General features: G+C 36.4%; 20 protein-coding genes, 1 tRNA gene and 1 rRNA gene. All 22 read right to left on the bottom strand.

Annotation, left to right across the window (positions count from 1 at the left end):
- Positions 1–25: 25 nt before the first annotated feature.
- A complete protein-coding gene (locus QVA17_RS02740; RefSeq protein WP_287386274.1) occupies positions 26–721 on the bottom strand; it encodes a PilZ domain-containing protein in 696 nt (231 codons plus the stop codon).
- A 78-nt stretch (positions 722–799) separates the two neighbouring features.
- Positions 800–1543 carry a YebC/PmpR family DNA-binding transcriptional regulator gene (locus QVA17_RS02735; protein WP_027431783.1) on the bottom strand — a complete coding sequence of 248 codons (744 nt, stop codon included), beginning with the start codon at positions 1541–1543 and terminating at the stop codon, positions 800–802.
- 81 nt (positions 1544–1624) lie between these two features.
- The gene (locus QVA17_RS02730; protein ID WP_027431782.1) at positions 1625–2044 is read right to left on the bottom strand and encodes an HIT family protein; all 420 of its coding nucleotides are present in this window, start codon (positions 2042–2044) and stop codon (positions 1625–1627) included.
- 103 nt (positions 2045–2147) lie between these two features.
- Positions 2148–4232, bottom strand: a complete 2085-nt coding sequence (locus QVA17_RS02725) for a polyribonucleotide nucleotidyltransferase (protein ID WP_287386271.1) — start codon at positions 4230–4232, stop codon at positions 2148–2150.
- A 315-nt stretch (positions 4233–4547) separates the two neighbouring features.
- Positions 4548–4814 (bottom strand): 30S ribosomal protein S15, encoded by a 267-nt coding sequence (gene rpsO, locus QVA17_RS02720; protein WP_027431780.1) that lies wholly within the window; start codon positions 4812–4814, stop codon positions 4548–4550.
- Positions 4815–4947: 133 nt separating this feature from the next.
- On the bottom strand, positions 4948–5874 hold the full coding sequence (locus QVA17_RS02715) for a bifunctional riboflavin kinase/FAD synthetase (protein ID WP_074521082.1): 927 nt from the start codon (positions 5872–5874) through the stop codon (positions 4948–4950).
- 26 nt (positions 5875–5900) lie between these two features.
- On the bottom strand, positions 5901–6833 hold the full coding sequence (gene truB / locus QVA17_RS02710) for a tRNA pseudouridine(55) synthase TruB (RefSeq protein WP_027431778.1): 933 nt from the start codon (positions 6831–6833) through the stop codon (positions 5901–5903).
- An 18-nt stretch (positions 6834–6851) separates the two neighbouring features.
- The gene (locus QVA17_RS02705) at positions 6852–7808 is read right to left on the bottom strand and encodes a DHH family phosphoesterase (RefSeq protein ID WP_287386268.1); all 957 of its coding nucleotides are present in this window, start codon (positions 7806–7808) and stop codon (positions 6852–6854) included.
- Between the two features lie 23 nt (positions 7809–7831).
- Positions 7832–8209: a 30S ribosome-binding factor RbfA gene (rbfA, locus tag QVA17_RS02700; RefSeq protein WP_027431776.1), complete on the bottom strand. Its 378-nt coding sequence runs from the start codon at positions 8207–8209 to the stop codon at positions 7832–7834.
- Between the two features lie 99 nt (positions 8210–8308).
- On the bottom strand, positions 8309–11119 hold the full coding sequence (infB, locus tag QVA17_RS02695) for a translation initiation factor IF-2 (RefSeq protein ID WP_287386267.1): 2811 nt from the start codon (positions 11117–11119) through the stop codon (positions 8309–8311).
- 15 nt (positions 11120–11134) lie between these two features.
- Positions 11135–11434, bottom strand: a complete 300-nt coding sequence (locus QVA17_RS02690) for a L7Ae/L30e/S12e/Gadd45 family ribosomal protein (RefSeq protein ID WP_027431774.1) — start codon at positions 11432–11434, stop codon at positions 11135–11137.
- Between the two features lie 13 nt (positions 11435–11447).
- Positions 11448–11723: an RNase P modulator RnpM gene (rnpM, locus tag QVA17_RS02685; protein WP_027431773.1), complete on the bottom strand. Its 276-nt coding sequence runs from the start codon at positions 11721–11723 to the stop codon at positions 11448–11450.
- 44 nt (positions 11724–11767) lie between these two features.
- Complete coding sequence (nusA, locus tag QVA17_RS02680; RefSeq protein ID WP_034246216.1) at positions 11768–12931, bottom strand: transcription termination factor NusA; 1164 nt, start codon at positions 12929–12931, stop codon at positions 11768–11770.
- 23 nt (positions 12932–12954) lie between these two features.
- Complete coding sequence (rimP, locus tag QVA17_RS02675; RefSeq protein WP_027431772.1) at positions 12955–13422, bottom strand: ribosome maturation factor RimP; 468 nt, start codon at positions 13420–13422, stop codon at positions 12955–12957.
- Positions 13423–13603: 181 nt separating this feature from the next.
- Positions 13604–13675 (bottom strand) — tRNA-Glu (locus QVA17_RS02670).
- Positions 13676–13959: 284 nt separating this feature from the next.
- Positions 13960–14436 (bottom strand): COG2426 family protein, encoded by a 477-nt coding sequence (locus QVA17_RS02665; protein WP_027431771.1) that lies wholly within the window; start codon positions 14434–14436, stop codon positions 13960–13962.
- Between the two features lie 60 nt (positions 14437–14496).
- Positions 14497–15174: a uracil-DNA glycosylase gene (locus QVA17_RS02660; protein ID WP_027431770.1), complete on the bottom strand. Its 678-nt coding sequence runs from the start codon at positions 15172–15174 to the stop codon at positions 14497–14499.
- Positions 15175–15415: 241 nt separating this feature from the next.
- Complete coding sequence (gene hisF, locus QVA17_RS02655; RefSeq protein ID WP_027431769.1) at positions 15416–16174, bottom strand: imidazole glycerol phosphate synthase subunit HisF; 759 nt, start codon at positions 16172–16174, stop codon at positions 15416–15418.
- Positions 16175–16224: 50 nt separating this feature from the next.
- Positions 16225–16830 carry an imidazole glycerol phosphate synthase subunit HisH gene (gene hisH / locus QVA17_RS02650; RefSeq protein ID WP_027431768.1) on the bottom strand — a complete coding sequence of 202 codons (606 nt, stop codon included), beginning with the start codon at positions 16828–16830 and terminating at the stop codon, positions 16225–16227.
- Positions 16827–18905 carry a hypothetical protein gene (locus tag QVA17_RS02645; RefSeq protein ID WP_287386260.1) on the bottom strand — a complete coding sequence of 693 codons (2079 nt, stop codon included), beginning with the start codon at positions 18903–18905 and terminating at the stop codon, positions 16827–16829. The genes hisH and QVA17_RS02645 overlap by 4 nt, the downstream gene beginning before the upstream one ends.
- 247 nt (positions 18906–19152) lie before the next feature.
- Positions 19153–20049 (bottom strand): chemotaxis protein, encoded by an 897-nt coding sequence (locus QVA17_RS02640; protein WP_027431767.1) that lies wholly within the window; start codon positions 20047–20049, stop codon positions 19153–19155.
- Positions 20050–20322: 273 nt separating this feature from the next.
- Positions 20323–20714 (bottom strand): 23S ribosomal RNA (locus QVA17_RS02635); the annotation flags it as partial.

Below are 20714 nucleotides of genomic sequence, written 5' to 3'. Positions count from 1 at the left end.
ATAATTCATCTTATCTATATTCTTATTATCTTTCTTTTAAAGCTCGCATCAAATTACGTTTAGCTGGACTAAAATATCCATTCTTACTAGCCTTCATTTTCTCTGTGTAGACCTTTTCTTTATTAAGAACGTATCTTTGATAGCTATCCTTATTTATAAGCAATTGGCAACCATATATAACCTTCTTGTCATCAAGAACTGTCTTTCTAACAATTCTTCCAACAATATCAATCATATCATAATCGTCTTTAAAACGAAGCTTAACGGGCATATCCACTGCATCAATTAAATTTCTAGAGGCCGCAAAAGAAAAACCAGTCTGGCTTATATCCTTAACAACCACATCAAAATTACTCTTATTGATTCCTAGCTGAATATTACCTTTAACACCTAAGAAAATTCTCTCAGCTGCTCTTCTATTAACCTTCTTACCTCTTTTTAAAGCTGTCACTTGGTATGCTAAACGACCGTTATGTCGTGTCATTTTCACCAAAACATCAGTAAACATATATGGTGCTTCACCAGCTGGGCATGCCATTATATCTATTCTTATATTAGGACTTGAACTAAGCTTTACAGCCTTTCCATCCATCCTTATAGCATCAATAAGTACCTTATCATTTAAAACACTAACAACTTTAGAATGGAATTGTAGTTCTTCGCTTTTTTGTTTAACTATAATATTAAGATTAGTATTAATCTTAAGCTCTGTAAAAATCATTATACAACAACAACTCCTTATTATTATTTCTCTCCCGTTGTTATTAAATGACTTATATTATAGAAAGCAAATTAGCAATTATTCTTCATCTTCTTCTGGTTCATTCCAGTTGTGATATACGTTCTGTACATCATCCTCTTCATCAAGAAGCTTAAGAATAATTCTCATCTTCTTTAAATCCTCATCTGTTGTTAAATCTACTGTTGTCTGAGGAATCATTGTAACTTCTGCAGAAGACATCTTAATGTCTGCATCTGAAAGTGCTGTTGAAACTGCATCAAAATCTTCTGGTGCTGTTAAAATTTCAAAGTACTCTTCTTCTTCAACTAAATCATCTGCGCCTGCATCTAATACGATTTCCATTAAATCATCTGCAGTCTTATCATAATCTTCCTTAAGAACAATAATCTGTCCCTTGTTATCAAACATGAAAGATACACAACCTGGTGTACCAACATTTCCGCCGCCCTTTGTGAAAGCATTACGAATGTTTGAAGCAGCTCTATTACGGTTATCTGTTAAAGCTTCAACGATAATAGCTGTACCGTTAGGGCCATAACCTTCATAAGTAACAGATTCGAAGTTTGACATATCTGTAGAAGCAGCCTTCTTTACAGCTCTATCAATTGTATCATTAGGCATGTTAGCTGCCTTACACTTTGTAATAACCTGTCTTAACTTGCTATTATTATTAGGATCTGGACCGCCCTCTTTAACTGCGACCATAATTTCCTTACCAAGTCTAGTAAAAATCTTACCCTTAGCAGCATCATTTGCAGCCTTCTTATGGGCAATGTTTGCAAATTTTGAATGTCCTGACATATATATTATAACTCCTTTAAAAATAACTTTGTAGCATTTATAAATAATAACAAAACAAGCCAACTTTAAGCATAATCTAAATTAAAGATTAGCCTTAATCTTAGCGATCATTTCATCATATTTGTCATCTGTTAAGAATGTCTTTTGTGGGTTCATTTCAAATGTACCACCCCATTCAAATTCATCCTTATACTTAGGTGTTAAATGGAAATGAAGGTGATGACCTGTATCACCATAAGCACCGTAATTTACCTTGTCTGGGTTGAATGCCTTCATAATAGCACGTGCTACTCTAGCAACATCCTCAAAATAAGCAGCTCTTTCCTCAGCTGTAAGTTCGTTCATATCACCTACATGCTTCTTATGAGCAACGATACATCTACCTGGATGTGACTGTTCTTTAAATAAATAAACCTTTGATGTCTCTAATTCACAAATCTTAATACCGAACTTTGCAACAAGTTCACCCTCAACGCAATATGCGCAATTATTATCTATCATAATAATTCTCCATTCTTAATATTAGTCTCTTTACACAAACTTAAGGAATGCCTTAATTGCAGACATTCCTTAAAATTATTCTAGTCAAATTAAATCAGTTAAATTACTGAGCATCCTTAATTGAGAAGCTAAGTCTTCCTAACTTATCCTTACCCATGCACTTACACTTAACCTGATCACCAAGTGTAAGAACATCTTCAACCATGTTAACTCTTTCATTAGAAATCTTAGAAATATGAACAAGGCCTTCCTTACCAGGAGCGAATTCAACGAATGCACCAAATTCCTTAATGCTTACAACCTTACCTTCATAGATTGCACCTTCCTTGAAGTCCTCAACGATAGTCTTAATATACTTCATAGCCTTATCCATACCAGCCTGCTCTACGCCACAAACTGAAACAAAGCCGTCATCTGTAATATCAATCTTAACGCCACATTCATCGATGATTGCGTTAATAACCTTACCACGCTGACCAACAACTTCACCAATCTTAGCTGGATCAATCTGAGTCTGGATAATCTTTGGAGCATATTCTCCAACAGTCTTTCTAGGTTCAGCAATAGCAGGCTTCATACATGTATCCATAATGAAGAGTCTAGCTTCTCTAGTTCTTCTAATAGCTTCTTCAACGATTGGACGTGTAAGACCATGAATCTTAATATCCATCTGAATAGCTGTAATACCTTCTGTTGTACCTGTTACCTTAAAGTCCATATCACCGAAGAAATCTTCAAGACCCTGGATATCAGTAAGTACTACATAATCATCATCTGTATCTCCTGTAACTAAACCACAAGAAATACCAGCTACCATAGCCTTAAGAGGTACACCTGCTGCCATAAGTGACATACAGCTTGCACATGTTGATGCCATTGATGTAGAACCATTTGATTCAAATGTTTCAGAAACGGCACGAATAGCATATGGGAACTCTGTCTCAGATGGAAGAACTGGAATTAAAGCTCTTTCAGCTAAGGCACCATGTCCAATTTCTCTACGTCCTGGACCTCTAGATGGCTTTGTCTCACCAACTGAGTATGAAGGGAAATTGTAATGGTGAATATATCTCTTTGTTGTAACATTCTCATCAAGACCATCAACCTTCTGAGCTTCTGATAATGGAGCTAATGTAACAACGTCACAAATCTGTGTCTGTCCTCTAGTAAACATAGCAGAACCATGAACTCTAGGAATAATATCAACTTCTGCAGCAAGAGGTCTGATCTGGTTGATTGCACGACCATCAGGTCTCTTGTGATCCTTTAAGATCATCTTACGAACAGTCTTCTTCTCATACTGGTAAACTGCTTCACCAAGTACTGCTAACCATTCTTCATTTTCAGCAAAAGCTTCCTTTAACTTTTCTGTGATAGCATCAACATTCTTCTCTCTTGTCTGCTTATCATCAGTAAATACTGCAACTTCCATCTCTTCTGGAGTTACAATCTTCTTCATTTCATCAAACATTTCCTGAGGAACTGCGCATGAAACATAAGTATGCTTTTCCTTACCAACCTCTGCAACAATCTTATCGATAAATGCAATGATTGTCTGGTTAATATCATGAGCCATGTAAATAGCTTCAATCATCTTCTCTTCTGGAACTACATTAGCACCAGCTTCGATCATAATAACCTTCTGCTTTGTTGAAGCAACTGTTAACTGAAGGTCGCCTTCCTGCCACTGAGCCTGTGTAGGGTTAACAACAAATTCACCGTCAATTAAACCGATCTGAGTTGTAGCACAAGGACCATCAAATGGAATATCTGAAATTGATGTAGCAATTGCAGAACCAAGCATAGCTAAAAGCTCTGGTCTACATTCTGTATCAACAGACATTACCATGTTGTTTAATGTAACATCATTACGGTAATCCTTAGGGAAAAGAGGTCTCATAGGTCTATCAATTACTCTTGAAGTAAGAATAGCATTCTCTGAAGCCTTACCCTCTCTCTTATTGAAGCCGCCTGGAATCTTACCAGCTGCATACATCTTCTCTTCATATTCTACAGAAAGTGGGAAGAAATCAATTCCCTCTCTTGGTTCCTTTGACGCAGTTGCTGTAGATAAGACAACTGTATCACCGTAGTGCATTAATGCTGCACCATTAGCCTGAGCTGCAACACGGCCAATATCAACTCTAAGTGTACGGCCAGCAAGCTCTAAAGTATACTGCTTAAACATATAATCTCCTATCCGCCCTATGGGCTTAAATAATTGGTAAATAATCTAGGCCAAAGCCCTACCATATGAGCAAATAGGTGCCGAAACAACTAAAAAGCTCATTAAAAATGTCTTAATAAGCTTTTCAGTGGTCTCGGAATAACCTAATTGCACATACACATAAACATTATTATTATACAACAATTAAACACTCTTTACCATATTATAATTTAAGAATTTAATGAAAAGAAGTTTCAATTCTTAAATTCCTAGTGAAAAATTGGCGTATAAAAAGGAGCGAAGATAAACTCCGCCCCCTAAAAAAAGCATTATAAATTACTTTCTTAAGCCTAAACGCTCGATAAGGTTTCTGTAACCTTCAATATCATTCTTCTTAAGGTAAGCAAGTAAAGCTCTTCTCTTACCAACCATCTTTAAAAGACCTCTTCTTGAATGATGATCCTTCTGGTTAACCTTTAAATGTTCTGTTAATTCAGCAATTCTTTCTGTTAAGATTGCGATCTGAACTTCTGGAGATCCTGTATCACCAGGCTGTCTTCCGTAAGCTGCAATAATTTCTGCTTTCTTTTCCTTAGATATCATACTTGTATCCTCCTTTAATTTAAACGCCAACAACTAAGCAATAGGTCGGAGTTTCCGATTCCTGAGTTGTGGCTAGTACCTTGGTATATTACCATACCATTACTATCTTTGCAAGTTAATTTACTAAACTAGCTTAATTTATTAAGAACATATTTTTAGCAAATTCTTTATCCGCTTCCATTTGCTTTTTTAAGCTATCTACGCTGTCAAATTTAATTTCTGCTCTTAAAAAATGCATCAACATAACTTCTATCTTCTTACCATAAACATCTTCATTGAAGTCAAAAATATTAGTCTCTACGCTAATCTCCATACTGTCATTAACAGTAGGTCTAGTTCCTAGATTAGTTACGCCAAAATATTCATTTCCATCGATTAATATCTTAGAGGCATAAACCCCTTTAGGTGGTAATAGTTTTGACTCTGTTGGATATATATTAACTGTTGGCATTTCAATAGTTCTGCCTAGTTGTTTTCCAAATGATACAACTCCTGTAATAGAAAAAGGTCTATTAAGAAGCACATTTACTGTTTCCATATGACCAAGGGCTAGCTCTTCTCTAATATAAGTGCTACTAACTTCCTGTCCTTGATACTTCTCCTTTTCAACAATAATTGTTTCAAAACCAAGCTCGTCACCAAGCTCCTTTAAAAGATTAACATCACCGCTTCTTCCTTTGCCAAAGCCATAATCAGTACCTACCACGACTACCTTAGCTCTTAAGTCATCTACGATAATCTTTTTTACAAACTCCCTAGCATCCATATTCATAAATTCCTTTGTAAATGGATACTCGACCAAGCAGTCTATGCCTAACTTATCACAGATTGCTTTTCTTTCAGAATTTGTTGTAAGAAAATGCTGATTTCTTTGTGGCAATAAACTTAATGGAATACTATCAAAAGTAAATAAAACTGAGAGTAGATCTTCTTCTTTAGCTTTTTCTTTAACTAAATTAATGAGCTTTCTATGCCCAATATGCAATCCATCAAACTTACCAAGTGTAACTGCACTCGCCTTAGGCAATCTCACGTCAGTTAGCCCATTTATATATTCCATTACTGGCCACACCTCCCTTTTTTATATTATTCATTAGCATCATAAAACATCTGAATTGGAGTTAAAAGACCTTCACAAACTCTGTAAACTCCTACAAAAATGCCATTTGAATCATAGAGACGAAGCTTGTCTCCCTCAACAAAATCAATTCCTTCAAACTGCTTTATAAATTGCTCTTTATATTCTAAATCTATCTTATTACCGTTATGTAATAACTTGTCCCCTTCTACTGTAACCTCTAACTTAGGGTATTGTGGAAACATATCATCAATAGCCTTCACAACACTCTCAAATTCACCCTTTAAAACTAGAGCTGATATCTGATTAAGAGTTAATGTATCATCAATGCAAAACTGACCGACTCTCTTTCTTGTAAGCTTATACATGCAAGCGCCGCAACCAAGCTTATTACCAATATCCTCGCATAAAGTTCTAATATAAGTTCCCTTAGAACATTCTACAGTCATAGTAACAAACTTTTGCTTACCTTCTAAGTCAATATCATTGACATGTAAGCTCTTAATTACGACCTTTCTAGCCTTTCTTTCCACTTCAATTCCACTTCTTGCGTAGTCATAAAGCTTCTTTCCCTTGACCTTAAGTGCTGAATACATCGGTGGAACCTGCATATATTCACCAATAAAACTTTCGCAAGCCTCAAGAACATCAGCCTCAGTAAGATTAACCTCACTAGACTTTAACACATTTCCTGAAATATCTGCAGTATCAGTGATTGTACCAAGAAGCATTACAGCCTCATAAGTCTTATCCCAATCTGTAATCATGCTACAAATCTTTGTGCCCTTTCCAAGACAAACCGGTAAAACACCTACTGCGTCAGGATCTAGAGTTCCTGTGTGTCCAATTTTCTTAAATTTTAAAATGCCCCTCAGCTTAGCTACCACATCATGGGATGTAAAGCCTTGCTCCTTGTATACATTAATAATCCCATTCATAATATCAATCCCTAACTTAAATTATGATAATTGCTTTACTTGCTCTTCAATAAGAGCACCAATCTGATTAATGATGCCATGAACTGTGCCCTTAATACTAAAGCCAGCAGCTCTAACATGACCGCCACCATCAAATTTAGCAGCAATCTTTGCCACATCTATAATTTTTTTTGAACGAAGAGAAACCTTATATTCGCCCTCGCCAATTTCATACATAAAGATGGCCACTTCAACGCCCTCTGTAAGTCTTAATTGTTCAACAATTCCACCTAGACTCTTACCATCAACTCCGTAAAAGTCCATAATCTCTCTTGAGATACTTGAGAAAATGCATTTACCATCGTAAAATAACACACTTTCAAGTAATGCTCTACCTAGAATCTGGTTTTGAATATAAGTCTTTGCATAGAAGCTATTGTCAATGATGTCTGAGTAATCAATACCCTTTTCCATACATTTTCCAGCAATAGCCATTGTCTGCTTAGATGTGCAGCTATACTTAAACACACCTGTATCATGAATAATACCAGTGTAGATGCATGTTGCCACATCCTTATCAATTTTTTCCTCATCAAGAGTTGTATATAAAACCTCGCTTGTAGAACTCCAGTCTGGCTCAACTAAGTTTACATCAGCAAAATCCTTATTACTAATATGATGATCTAAACAAATTGTCTTTTTTGCATTACAAAAAAGCTCTGCAAAAGGCTCAATTCTATCAAGCGAACTACAATCAAGTACTACAAATGCGTCACAAACAAGATTAACATCTGTCTCTTGTCTAATTTCATCTATTCTAGGAATGTAGTTAAACTCATCACCTGGCTTTTGTAAGAAAATTCTTACATCTAAATCAGGTCTATTTACTTTTAGGAAATTATAAAGTCCCATAGTAGAACCAACGCAGTCGCCATCTGGTCGTACATGTCCGGTAATTCCAACTATTTTCGCGTCTTTTAATTCATCTAAAATATTCATAAATAACCTCCTATTAGCAACTACTAATCTTCCTTGTGTGACTCTGCATCTGCCTTAGTAACATCATCTATTAATTTAGACATCTTAACACCATATTCAATTGACTGGTCAATTACAAACTTAATTTCTGGTGTATTTCTTAAATTAACTGTTCTAGCAAGCTGACGTCTAATATAGCCTTCAGCGCTAACAAGACCAGCTAGAGTATCTTTTTGTGACTGCTCATCACCAAGGACACTAATATATGCCTTGCATGTTTTTAAATCAGGAGCTACATCAACTGAAACTACTGATGTCATTGGATTAATTCTTGGATCCTTAATATCTTTTCTAATGATATTGCTTAATTCTCTTAAGACCTCTGAATTAATTCTAATATTCTTCGAACTATTCTTTCTCATAGCAATTCCTCTTTTTTGCAAATGTATCATAAACATTCACTATAATCAAGATAGAAAGCCCCTAAATTTAGAGGCTTTCTTATATATAAGTTACATTTATTATCTTGGTATTTCAACCATAATACTTGCTTCGATTTCATCGCCTTCTCTAATGTCATTAAAGTTTTCAAGTACGATACCACATTCAGTACCAGCCTTAACTTCCTTAACTTCATCCTTGAAGTGCTTAAGTGAAGCAATTGGTCCTTCGTAAATCTTTTCGCCTTCTCTTGTAAGTCTTACAGTAGATTCTCTTGTGATTCTACCCTCTGTTACTAATGTACCAGCAATATTACCTACACCAGAAGCCTTAAAGATCTGTCTAATTTCAGCATGACCAATAATCTTCTCTTCATAGATAGGCTCAAGCATACCCTTAAGAGCAGACTCAACATCTTCAATAGCATTGTAGATAACGCTATATGTTCTTAAGTCAACCTTTTCACGGTCAGCTAAAATTCTTGCCTGGTTATCAGGCTTAACATTAAAGGCAATGATAATTGCATTAGATGCAGAAGCTAAAACTACATCGGATTCATTTACATTACCAACGCCACCATGAATTACCTTAACTACTACTTCTTCGTTAGATAACTTAACAAGTGACTGCTTAACAGCTTCAACAGAACCCTGAACATCGGCCTTAATAATAATATTAAGTTCCTTCATGTTACCAGCCTGAATCTGCTCAAATAAAGCATCAAGTGATACCTTATGCTTTGTATCATCTAATAACTTCTTCTTGCTTTCTGCAATAAATGTTTCAGCAACATTTCTTGCTTCCTTATCAGAATCCATAGCCATAATAATTTCACCAGCATTAGGTACATCATTAAGACCCTGAATCTCTACAGGAGTAGATGGACCAGCTTCCTTAACTCTTCTACCTGTATCATCAATCATAGCTCTAACCTTACCATAGCAAGAACCAGCAGCTACTGAATCGCCAACTCTTAAAGTACCCTTCTGTACTAAAACAGTTGCTACAGGACCACGTCCCTTATCAAGCTCAGCTTCAATAACAATACCTCTTGCCTTACGGTTTGGATTAGCCTTAAGTTCAATAATTTCAGCTGTAAGTAAGATCATTTCAAGGAGGTTATCAATACCTTCCTTAGTATGAGCTGATACTGGGCAGAAAATTGTTGAACCGCCCCAATCTTCAGCGATAAGACCATATTCTGTGAGTTCCTGCTTAACCTTTTCAATGTTAGCATTTGGCTTATCAATCTTATTAACAGCAACAATAATTTCAACATTAGCAGCCTTAGCATGGTTAATAGCTTCGATTGTCTGTGGCATAACACCATCATCAGCAGCTACAACTAAAATTGCAATATCAGTAGCCTGAGCACCACGCATACGCATTGCAGTGAAGGCTTCATGACCTGGTGTATCAAGGAATGTAATTGTGTTACCATTTACATCAACTCTATAAGCACCAATCTTCTGAGTAATACCACCTGATTCCTTAGAAGTTACATGTGTTTCTCTAATAGCATCAAGGAGGGATGTCTTACCATGATCTACGTGACCCATTACACAAACTACTGGTGGTCTAGTTACAAGTGTATCTGCTGCCTCTTCTTCTTCCTTAAGAAGTTCTGCAATAACATCAATAACCTCTTCATGTTCACAAATACAGTTAAACTCTAATGCGATTTCTTCAGCTGTTTCAAAATCGATTTCCTGATTAATTGTAACAACCTTACCCTGCATAAAGAGCTTCTTAACAACTGCAGATGGCTGAACCTTCATCTTATCTGCAAGTTCCTTAATTGTAAGTGAATCTGGAAGAGTAAGTGTCTTGATTGTATCTTCTTCTTCCTTCTTTGGCGCTGGCTTATTTGGCTTATTAGGCTTCTTGTTTAAGCCGCTTGCAAACTTAAGATTCTCTCTTGAGTCTCTATCTTTTCTTCTATCATTCTTGTCATTATTCTTCTTAGAATTATATCTTTGATCTGCTCTTCTTGCATCTGGCTTCTGCTCAAATAAGAAATCATCCTTTGGAGCTGAATCTCTTCTATCATTTCTTCTCTGATTGAAGTTTCTTCCATTATTATCTGAGTCCTTATCCTTATTAAAGCCGCCACCGTTTCTATCGCGGTCTCTGTTAAAGCCGCCATTGTTTCTGTCACGGTCTCTATTAAAGCCACCATTATTTCTATCACGGTTATCTCTATTAAAGCCACCGCCATTTCTATCGCGGTTATCTCTATTAAAGCCACCGTTATTTCTGTCACGGTTGTCTCTGTTACCGTTTCTATCTCTATTATCGCGGTTATCTCTGTTGTAACCACCATTGTTTCTATCACGGTTATCGCGATTATCTCTGTTGTAACCGCCATTATTTCTATCACGGTTATCGCGGTTTCCGTTTCTATCACGGTTGTCGCGATTGTCTCTATTATCGCGGTTACCATTTCTATCGCGGTTGTCTCTGTTATAACCATTTCTATCTCTATTATCACGGTTGTCTCTGTTACCGTTTCTATCACGATTATCGCGGTTTCCGTTTCTATCACGGTTGTCACGATTATCTCTATTTCTGTTATCTCTATCAGAAGAATCTCTTGAATCACCCTTTGGAGAAATCTGATCCTTCTTCTGATTTAACTTAGCCTTATAATCACCATCTCTGTTGCTATTCTGTGGGAAAACAACCTGAGAAATGTGCTTTTCTTTCTTCTCTTCAGGCTTAGCCTCAGTTTTAGCTTCAGGTTTTCCTGGCTTAAACTTACCCTTAACCTTCTGGATTTCGTCATCAGTTAAGCCGCTCACAGTCTTATAAGACTTCTCGCTATTCGATAACATTTCTATAATTTCATTGCTTTTTATACCTAATTCTTTTGCTAATTCGTGTACTCTCATTAAACAATGACCTCCTTATTCATTACTGTCTATACCTTGTTTAAAATATTCTTCTAATTTATTTTTAAATCCTTCATCTAGAATCGCAAGTGATGCTCTAAATTCCTTTCCTATTGCATGACCAATAGCTTCCTTTTCGGAAAAGAAATATATAGGAACCTTATAGAATTCACACATATTTGAAAACATTTTCTTAGTATTATCTGAAGAATCATCTGCAACGATAACCATAAAAGCCTTCTTAGACTTAACGGCCTTCTCTGTAGAAAATTCACCACTAACTACCTTTCCTGCTTTCTGAGCTAATCCTAACATGGATATAATTTTTTTATTGTCCAAGTTTCTCAAACTCCTTCTTTAATTCATCATAAACACTACTATCAATTGCCATCTTAAAGGATCTTTCTAAGCCCCTTTGCTTGATAGCCTTATTAAGACATTCAGGATTATTGCAAATGTATGCGCCCCTGCCATTCTTCTTACCAGTAGTATCTACTATAATTTCATTCTCTGGGCTCTTTAGAATCCTGATAAGATCTTTCTTATCTTTCATCTGACCACACCCAATGCATTGTCTTTGTGGAATCTTTTTAGTTCCCGGCATTAAATCACTCCAATCAGATAAGTTTTTAAAATATTTTCAAGGTATTAAGGAGTCTCTTCAACTTCAATATCTGCCTCAAAATCTAAATCTTCAAAATCGCTATCGTCTTCTTCATTATAAAGAGCTTCATCATCAGCTTCGCTCTTAATATCAATACCATAGCCTGTTAACTTAGCTGCAAGTCTAACGTTCTGACCAGACTTACCAATAGCAAGTGATAACTGCTGTTCTGAAACAACAATCTTAGCCTTCTTAGCATCGTCATCAGCTTCTGCAGCAACAACCTTAGCTGGACTAAGTGCATTAACAATATACTGAGCTGAGTTATCATCCCATTCAATAATATCGATCTGCTCATCACCAAGTTCGTTAACAATATTTCTAACACGGCCACCGCTAATACCAACACAAGCACCAACTGGATCTACGTTAGGCACATTAGCTCTAACAGAAATCTTAGTTCTTGAACCAGCTTCTCTAGCGATACCCATAATTTCAACTACGCCGTCCTTAATTTCAGCAGCTTCTTCTTCAAATAACTTCTTTACAAGTTCTGGAGACTTTCTAGAAACTCTAACTGAAATTCCGCTCTTTTCTCTATTAACAACTGAAAGAACGTAAAGCTTAATTCTATCGCCAACCTTTAACTTTCTTCCAACATTAACTTCTTCAGCCTTAAGGATTGTCTGGATTCTTCCGATATCAACAGTCATATCACCATTCTCAGCGATTCTCTGAATAACACCAGTAATTATTTCCTTCTCCTTAGCCTTATATTCCTTAAAGATAGAATTCTTCTCCTGCTCTCTAATTGTCTGAACGATAACGTTCTTAGCATTCTTAGCAGCCTTTCTTGAGAATTCTTCAGACTTTACTTCAATAGTAATTACATCGCCGATTTCTGCCTTAGGATCAACCTTTCTTGCATTATCAAGTGTAATTTCCTTGCTATAAATTCTTCTTTCCTTAATCTTCTTATTCTCGTCATCACCGTCAACCTCTGTTAACTTCTCAACAACAAGCTTATCAGCATAAATATGGAAGTCACCTGTTACTCTATCTAAAACAACGTGACCATTATCTGCCTTATCAAACTCAGCCTTATATTCATCCATAAGAGACTTCTCAATAGCAGTAAACATAATTTCCTTGCTAATTCCATTTTCCTTTTCTAACAACTCAAGAGCTGCGATTAATTCTTTATTCATCTTATCCTCCATTAAATAAAAATTTACTCTTCTACGTAAGCCCATCTAATCATAGATAGGTTCTTTCTTTCTATATTCTTATCTTGTCCGTTAATTTCAATTGTAATAGTGTCCTTGTCAAATGACTTTAAAATCCCTTCTGCTTCCTTAACACCATCTACCGCACTATAAAGTTTAATTTCAATTAAACGGCCAATACTTTTCTCATAATCACGTTCTTTTTTAAGTGGTCTTGTAAGACCTGGAGAACTAACCTCAAAAATGTACTCAGAGTCAATGTAATCTTCCTTATCTAAGATTTCATTAAAGGCTCTACTTACATTTTGGCAATCCTCAATAGTAACTCCGCCTTCCTTATCAATGAAAACTCTTAAGTACCAATCGCTACCTTCTTTGACGAATTCAACGTCAAAAAGTTCAACCTTGTTAGCATCGATAATAGGTTTAATAAGCATTTCAGTTTTTTCTTCGTAACTTTCTCTTTTACCCATTTAATGTCTCTGCCTTTCTTTAAAATATTCAATTTTAGTAACACGCACAAAGTTATTATACTATAAATATGCTTTTAACACAAAATAAATAAATTCCTGTGCTTCTATATTATTTAAACATAAAACTAAAGTGAGTGGACTATTATAAGTCCACTCACTTCTAAGTACTAATAATACAGAATAGCTCGTAGGGGAATCGAACCCCTGATTCTGCCGTGAGAGGGCAGCGTCTTAGCCTCTTGACCAACGAGCCATATCTTGTCCGTCGCACTCTTTAGTGCCGCGCGGTACTTTGATAATATACACTAGTTGCGACATAATTGCAAGTACTTTTTTGAAATTTTTTTGAAAAAATTAGATTTTTTCTAGCTTTCTTAATTCGTACCCGTCTCAAAGCCGCATAAACACTGAATTCTCACATTTTCATAAAAATAAAGAAAAACACAAGATTTTGTAGCCTTAATTAATTAATACTACTAAATCTTGTGTTTTAATATATTCTTCTATATTTAATTTAAAGTTTAGTCTAATTAAATTCTATGCAAAACTAAAGATTGCACCAAATAAACCTGCACTTACTAAACTCATAATACATCCTGCAAGTAAAACTCCAAGGAATACTGCAAGTACACTCTTCTTAAAACCAAAGTCAAGAATTGAAGCTGCAAGAGTTCCTGTCCAAGCCCCTGTTCCAGGGATTGGAATACCAACAAATAAAACTAATGCAAGGAATAAGCCATTACCAGCCTTCTCTTTTAACTTCTCTCCACCTTTATGTCCCTTCTCAAGACAGAAAGTAAAGAACTTTCCAATGACCTTCTTATCCTTACCCCACTCAAGCACACGTCTTGCAAAAAGATAAATAATAGGCATAGGTAACATATTAGCTATCATGCATACAATGTAAGACTGAAGTAGTGGAAGCTGCATTCCCTGTGAAATAGGAATAGCACCTCTAAGCTCTACTAAAGGAACCATTGAAACTAAAAATATAATCATATACTTTTTAAACATATTTCCTCCAAAATATTTCATTCTCTCTATTCTTGCTATTATTGCAAGACCTAGCCTAGTTTACACATTTTCAATTTGCCAGTCAATAGGCGACAATCCATTGTTAATTAAAAATTCATTAGTTTTTTTGAAATGTCCGCAGTCAAAAAATCCCCTTCTTGCAGAGAGTGGACTTGGATGAGCCGCAGTTAAAACTAGCTGCTTTGGATTATTTAGCATCTCAAGTTTCTCCTTAGCATTATTGCCCCAAAGCATGTAAACAATAGGTCTATCCTCGTTATTTAAGGTCTTTATAATCTCATCTGTAAAGCACTCCCAGCCCTTACCCTTGTGGGAATTGGCCTCATGTGCCCTAACTGTAAGCACTGTATTTAGTAAAAGTACCCCTTGGCTTGCCCATTTCTTTAAGTTGCCGTTATTAGGAATGTAGCAGCCGCACTCCTTATTTAATTCCTTATAGATATTCTTTAATGAAGGTGGAATCTTCTTTTGAGATAAGGGTACTGAAAATGCTAAACCATGGGCCTGGTTTTCTTCATGATATGGATCTTGCCCAAAAATCACCACTTTCACATCCTCTAAAGCCGTTAAATTAAGTGCTGTAAAAAGGTCCTCCTTCTTTGGAAAAACCTCCTTACTACTGTATTCTTCATCAATAAATCCCTCTAGCTTTTTAAAGTAGTCCTTCTCAAACTCAGCGCTAAGACTAGTCGCCCAGGAATTAGTAAACTTTTCCATAAAAATGTCTCTCTTTCTTTAATTCATCAATAAAATCCAAACAAGAAACAATTATACTCGCCCACTCTCCTTTTGGCAAAGAAAAGCCATAAAAAAACTACCTAGAAATTAAATTAATAATAATCTCTAGGTAGTTTATATATCATATATTCATGTCTTTTTTATTCAAAAATCCATATTATTCTACATGTCGTTTTTCTTCAAAACTACATATTATTCTACATGTCGTTTTTCTTCAAAACTACAATCTCATAGGAATATTTTCCTTAGCCAAATATTCCTTTAAGTCCTTGATTTCAAGCTCCTTAAAGTGGAATAGTGAAGCTGCAAGTGCTGCATCTGCCCCACCCTTTGTAAAGGCATCCTTAAAATCTTCCATCTTTCCTGCACCACCAGATGCAATTACTGGAATAGATACATTTGAAGAAATAGCCTTAGTAAGCTCGCAGTCATAACCAGCCTTTGTGCCATCACAGTCCATACTTGTTAGTAAAATCTCACCAGCGCCAAGCTTTTCAGCCTTCATAGCCCACTCAACAGCATCAATGCCCATGTCCACACGACCGCCATTTTTATAAATGCTCCAATGGCCATCTTCTACACGCTTAGCATCAATTGCCACAACCACGCACTGGCTACCAAACTTATAAGCTGCCTCGGAAATTAAGTTAGGATTCATAATAGCTGCCGAATTAATAGAAATCTTATCAGCACCCTCACGAAGTAAAACCTTAAAATCCTCCACAGTTCTAATACCGCCGCCAACTGTAAATGGGATAAATACCTTTTCAGCCACCTTTCTAACCAAATCAACTGTTGTATTTCTTCCATCGCTAGAAGCAGTTATATCAAGGAAAACCAACTCATCGGCTCCCGACTTATCATACATAGAAGCAACTAAAACTGGATCACCGGCATCCACCAAATCCACGAAATTAGTGCCCTTAACAACTCTGCCATCCTTACAATCAAGGCAAGGAATAATTCTCTTTGTAAACATATACCTTCTCCATTCATTTTCTCAATTTACATTTACCACACGAAATTAGCCTATAAATTTGCAAAATTTTCCAAAATCTTTAAGCCTACACTACTACTTTTTTCTGGATGGAACTGACATGCAAATACATTTCCAGCCTCCACACTTGCATGAATTGTAGTTGTGTACTCAGTTGTTGCAGCTACAATGTCTTCATTTGCTGCCTGTAAATAATAAGAATGGACAAAATATACATAAGGATTTTTAGTTAATCCCTTAAATAACTTTGCATCCTCTTTAACATTTAAAGAATTCCAGCCCATGTGAGGGATCTTGAAATCCTCTTTTGGAGGTATTCTAAGAATTTTTCCAGGCAAAATATTTAATCCTTCAACCCCAACAGATTCATCGCTTGACTCAAACAAAAGCTGAAGTCCTAAGCAAATCCCAAGAAATGGTGTCTTATTGTCAACACATTTTTTAATAGGGTCAATTAAATCAAACTTATCAAGATTATTCATGGCATCGCCAAAAGAGCCAACACCTGGCAAAATAACCTTATCCGCCTGCAAAATTGCATCTTTATCTCTAGTAACCAAAACCTCCTGATTAAGGGAGAGTAGCGCTTTCTCTACGCTTTTTAAATTTCCTGCATCATAATCAATTATTGCAATCATTCAGTACCTGCCGCTTTCCCGTATTCTATTATTACGAAGTAATACTCGGTAAAGTCTGAACTATACATCTCGGCTAATGATTCGGCCTTATTTTCTCCTATTGAAAATGTATCTTCAAGGGCATTTAGAATTTCTTCGTAAGCTGCTTCAAACTCGTCTGAAACCCCAAGTGCACCCGCCGTGTCACAATATTTATCATAAGCTATAACTCCCTTAATTAAGGAATTAAGTGCTTCCGTATTGTCATTCATTTGCAAATAAAGAGTATAAGCCTCATACTGTCTCTCAACATAGAGGATTGTCTTTGCCTGTTCATATAAAGTCGTGTCTGATTCGTTCAAACTTAAACCGTCAAGTGCCTCATATGCCGCTGCATAATCGCCCTTGTTAAAATAGTTCTTTGCAGTACTAGAACTGTAGTCATAGTTAACAGCATTAATAAGAACTAATAATAGTACTATAACACCTGCGACAAATAAAATAAACATAATCATGGAAACAGGTTTAATTTTTAGGATATCCTCTGGCTTTGGTTCAGGCTTTGGTTTCTTAGGTTTCTTTGGCTTGGGTTCCTTTTTAGGCTTTTCTTTCTTTTCCTTTTTAGGTTTTTCCTTCTCCGCAGCCTTTTTAGCCTCCTTGGCCTCTTTTGCTGCCGCCTTTTTCTCTTCCTTGGCCTTTTTAGCCTCTTCATCAGCAATAGCCTGTTGCTCCTCTTCTTGGGCCTCCTCTTCTGCCTGCTTTTGCTTCCACTGCGCAAGTCTATACTTAAACTTTGCAAAGAAGCCCTTCTTTGGTGCGCCATCTTCTCCAGCCTCACCATCAATCTCGTCTAAGATTCTACCATTTTCATCAGTCCTTCTCTTAGACTTACCTCTAGTCTCATCCTCTTCTTCTAAGTCTTCATCTTCCAAACTCTCAAAGAAAATGTCCTTAAGCTTTGCAAGAAAACCTGGCTTTTTAGGAGTCTCTTCAATTAAGTCGTCAAGCTCAACCTCATCCTTTGACTTCTTCGCCTTCTTTTCTTTTTTCTTCTTTTCCTTTTTCTCTTTCTTTTTATCCTCTGCCTCATCGCCATCTTCTCTAGTCTCTTCGTCGTCCTCTGCAAATAAATCCTCAACCGACATACTATCTGAAGTAGCATCCTCAATAATGTTGTCCAAGTCCATATTTACAAGACGCTCTATTTCATTATCTGACAATTCACCATCGGCAAATTCTCCAGCCAAATCATTAGCCAAATCATTAGATGCTAAATCCATGCCCTCATCTAAATCCGTTTCACTAAGCAATTTGTCAATTTCCTCGTCTGCCTTTAAATCCTTCTCCTCCTCGCTTAGTCCATCATCTTCGCTTACATTATCCTTAACAGCCTCCGGATCAATTGCCTCTTCCTCATCAATCTCCTCAGTCTCAGCCATTATATCCTCAAGACTAGATAAATCAGCACCATCGCCACTAGCCTCATCATCTGCAGCCTCGTCATCATCACCATCAGTTTCATCATCTGCAACCTCGTCATCATCACCATCAGTTTCATCATCTGCAGCCTCGTCACCATCTGCGTCCTCAGATTCTTCTATACTGATTTCATCCTCATAGTCTTTATCGTCTGCGTCTAATTCTTCATCATTATCATCATCGTCTGTGACTGCATTTGCCTCATCTTCAAAATTTAAATCAAGCCCTGAATCATTATAGCCATCCATAATATCTCCCAGAGCATCAATCAAAGACGCCGACTCGTCATCTTCAGACAAATCCGCATCATCAAAATCATCATTTAATTCATTTTCTAATTCATCATCTTCAGCTAAGCCCTCAAGATCTGCAAAATCCTCAGGATTTATAGAATCTATAGAATTAGCATCCTCCTCATTAAAAGCCTCAATACTCTCATCCTTGTTAGACGCATTGTTCCTGTCTACTGCGTTTCTAACTTCTCTAGATAAGCGTTCCTCCTCTAATTCATCAGCAGACAAATTAGCCTTAGAAGCCTTCTTTCCCTTGGCTAAATTTTCATCAGCACCAACTGATTGAAGCAATTTATTTAGGTAGTCCTCGTCATTATTTGGCAAATGTATTCACCACCTTGTCACGTTCTTTTATATAATAATATTTTAACATATATAGTATTTATCAACAAGAATATTAATTCTAAAGTCTAAGTTAAAAATATATGTTAGAATATTTTACCTATAAATATATCGGAAAAATTTTTAGAAATATTAACCTTTTTAAAGGAATTTATGGATTTTCCTTAAAAAAATAGTGCCGCTCTGTAAGAGCGGCACCATAAGAGGAAGTGTAAAAAATGAGAAAAAATCATCTTAAAAGCTTATCAATCTCTTCAACTAATCGACCAATCTCTGGTTTTGAAAGCTGAACATCAGCTCCTAAAGATTCGCCCTTAATTCTCATCTGTTCATTGATAAGAGAAGAGAAAATGATAATCGGTATGGACTTTAAAACTTCATCTGTCTTTACTAACTTAGTAAGTCTATGGCCATCCATAAGTGGCATCTCTAAGTCAGTGATAATAATGTCTATATCCAAATCGGTTTCTCCAGCCTTAGCTGAGCACAAATAATCCCAAGCTTCCTGACCATTATTACAAAGTGTAAGGTTACTATAACCTGACTTTGTAAGAGAATCAGAAATAAGCTTAATAAGAAGTGGAGAATCCTCTGCAATAACAATATGAGATTCGTTTCTTGCTCTTCCTTCGAGCTTTGAAATATCTGAAACCTTTAAACCAGTCTCTGGACTGATTTCTGATACGATTCTTTCAAAATCGAGGATAACAATCAATTGACCATCAATCTTTACAATACCAGTTGCAACGCCGGAATCTTCATTACTAATTGTTGCATCTGGAGTAATAATGTCTGCCCATGAAACTCTATGAATACCACAAACTGCATGAACGTGGAAAGCTACATTCAACTTGTTAAAGTTTGTAATAATAAACATATCTCTGTTCTGATCCACTGAAGGTTCTCTATTAATTACCTTTGCCAAATCTACAACAGTAATCATAAGATCTCTTGGCATAAAAATTCCTTCTACACAAGGATGCGAGTTTGGAACTGGTGTAACAGTATTAAATGGAACGATTTCCTTTATCTTAGCAACATTAATTCCATAATGATTTCCACCAACGATAAATTCTAATACTTCTAGCTCGTTAGTTCCACTATCTAGTAAAATGTTAGTTTCCATATTTAATTCCTCCATATTGTTTCACGATCAACTTATGTAAATATTATAACAAAACAATATATATTTTTCAATCGAAATATATAATTTTTTTACTTTCAATATAGTTCTTGGAATTACCTATAGAAAAAAAAAGCTTAGAGAAAAACTCTAAGCTTTAAGTTCTTGTTTATTCAAAACTGCACATTAAATATATTCATCCGTTTGATTATCCTTAAAGAATAACCCTCGTTTTGTTCAGTGATTTCTCACTCTCTATCCAAACCTTAACCTTACTTGGTTAAGCCCTCGACCTATTAGTACAAATCAGCTCCACATGTCACCACGCTTCCACCTTTTGCCTATCAACCTCGTCGTCTTCAAGGGGTCTTACTACATTCGTATGGGATATCTCATCTTGAGGGGGGCTTCACGCTTAGATGCCTTCAGCGTTTATCCCGTCCCGACTTGGCTACTCGGCCATGCACTTGGTAATGCAACCGATACACCAGAGGTCAGTCCACCCCGGTCCTCTCGTACTAAGGGCAGCTCCTCTCAAATATCCTACGCCCACGCCGGATAGGGACCGAACTGTCTCACGACGTTCTGAACCCAGCTCGCGTACCGCTTTAATGGGCGAACAGCCCAACCCTTGGGACCTACTACAGCCCCAGGATGCGATGAGCCGA

Origin of the sequence: Lachnospira sp., from assembly GCF_016290755.1 — a bacterium.
Taxonomy (GTDB): domain Bacteria; phylum Bacillota; class Clostridia; order Lachnospirales; family Lachnospiraceae; genus Lachnospira; species Lachnospira multipara.
The sequence above is the reverse complement of the archived record's forward strand: the minus strand, read 5'-3'. Positions and strand labels throughout refer to the sequence as shown.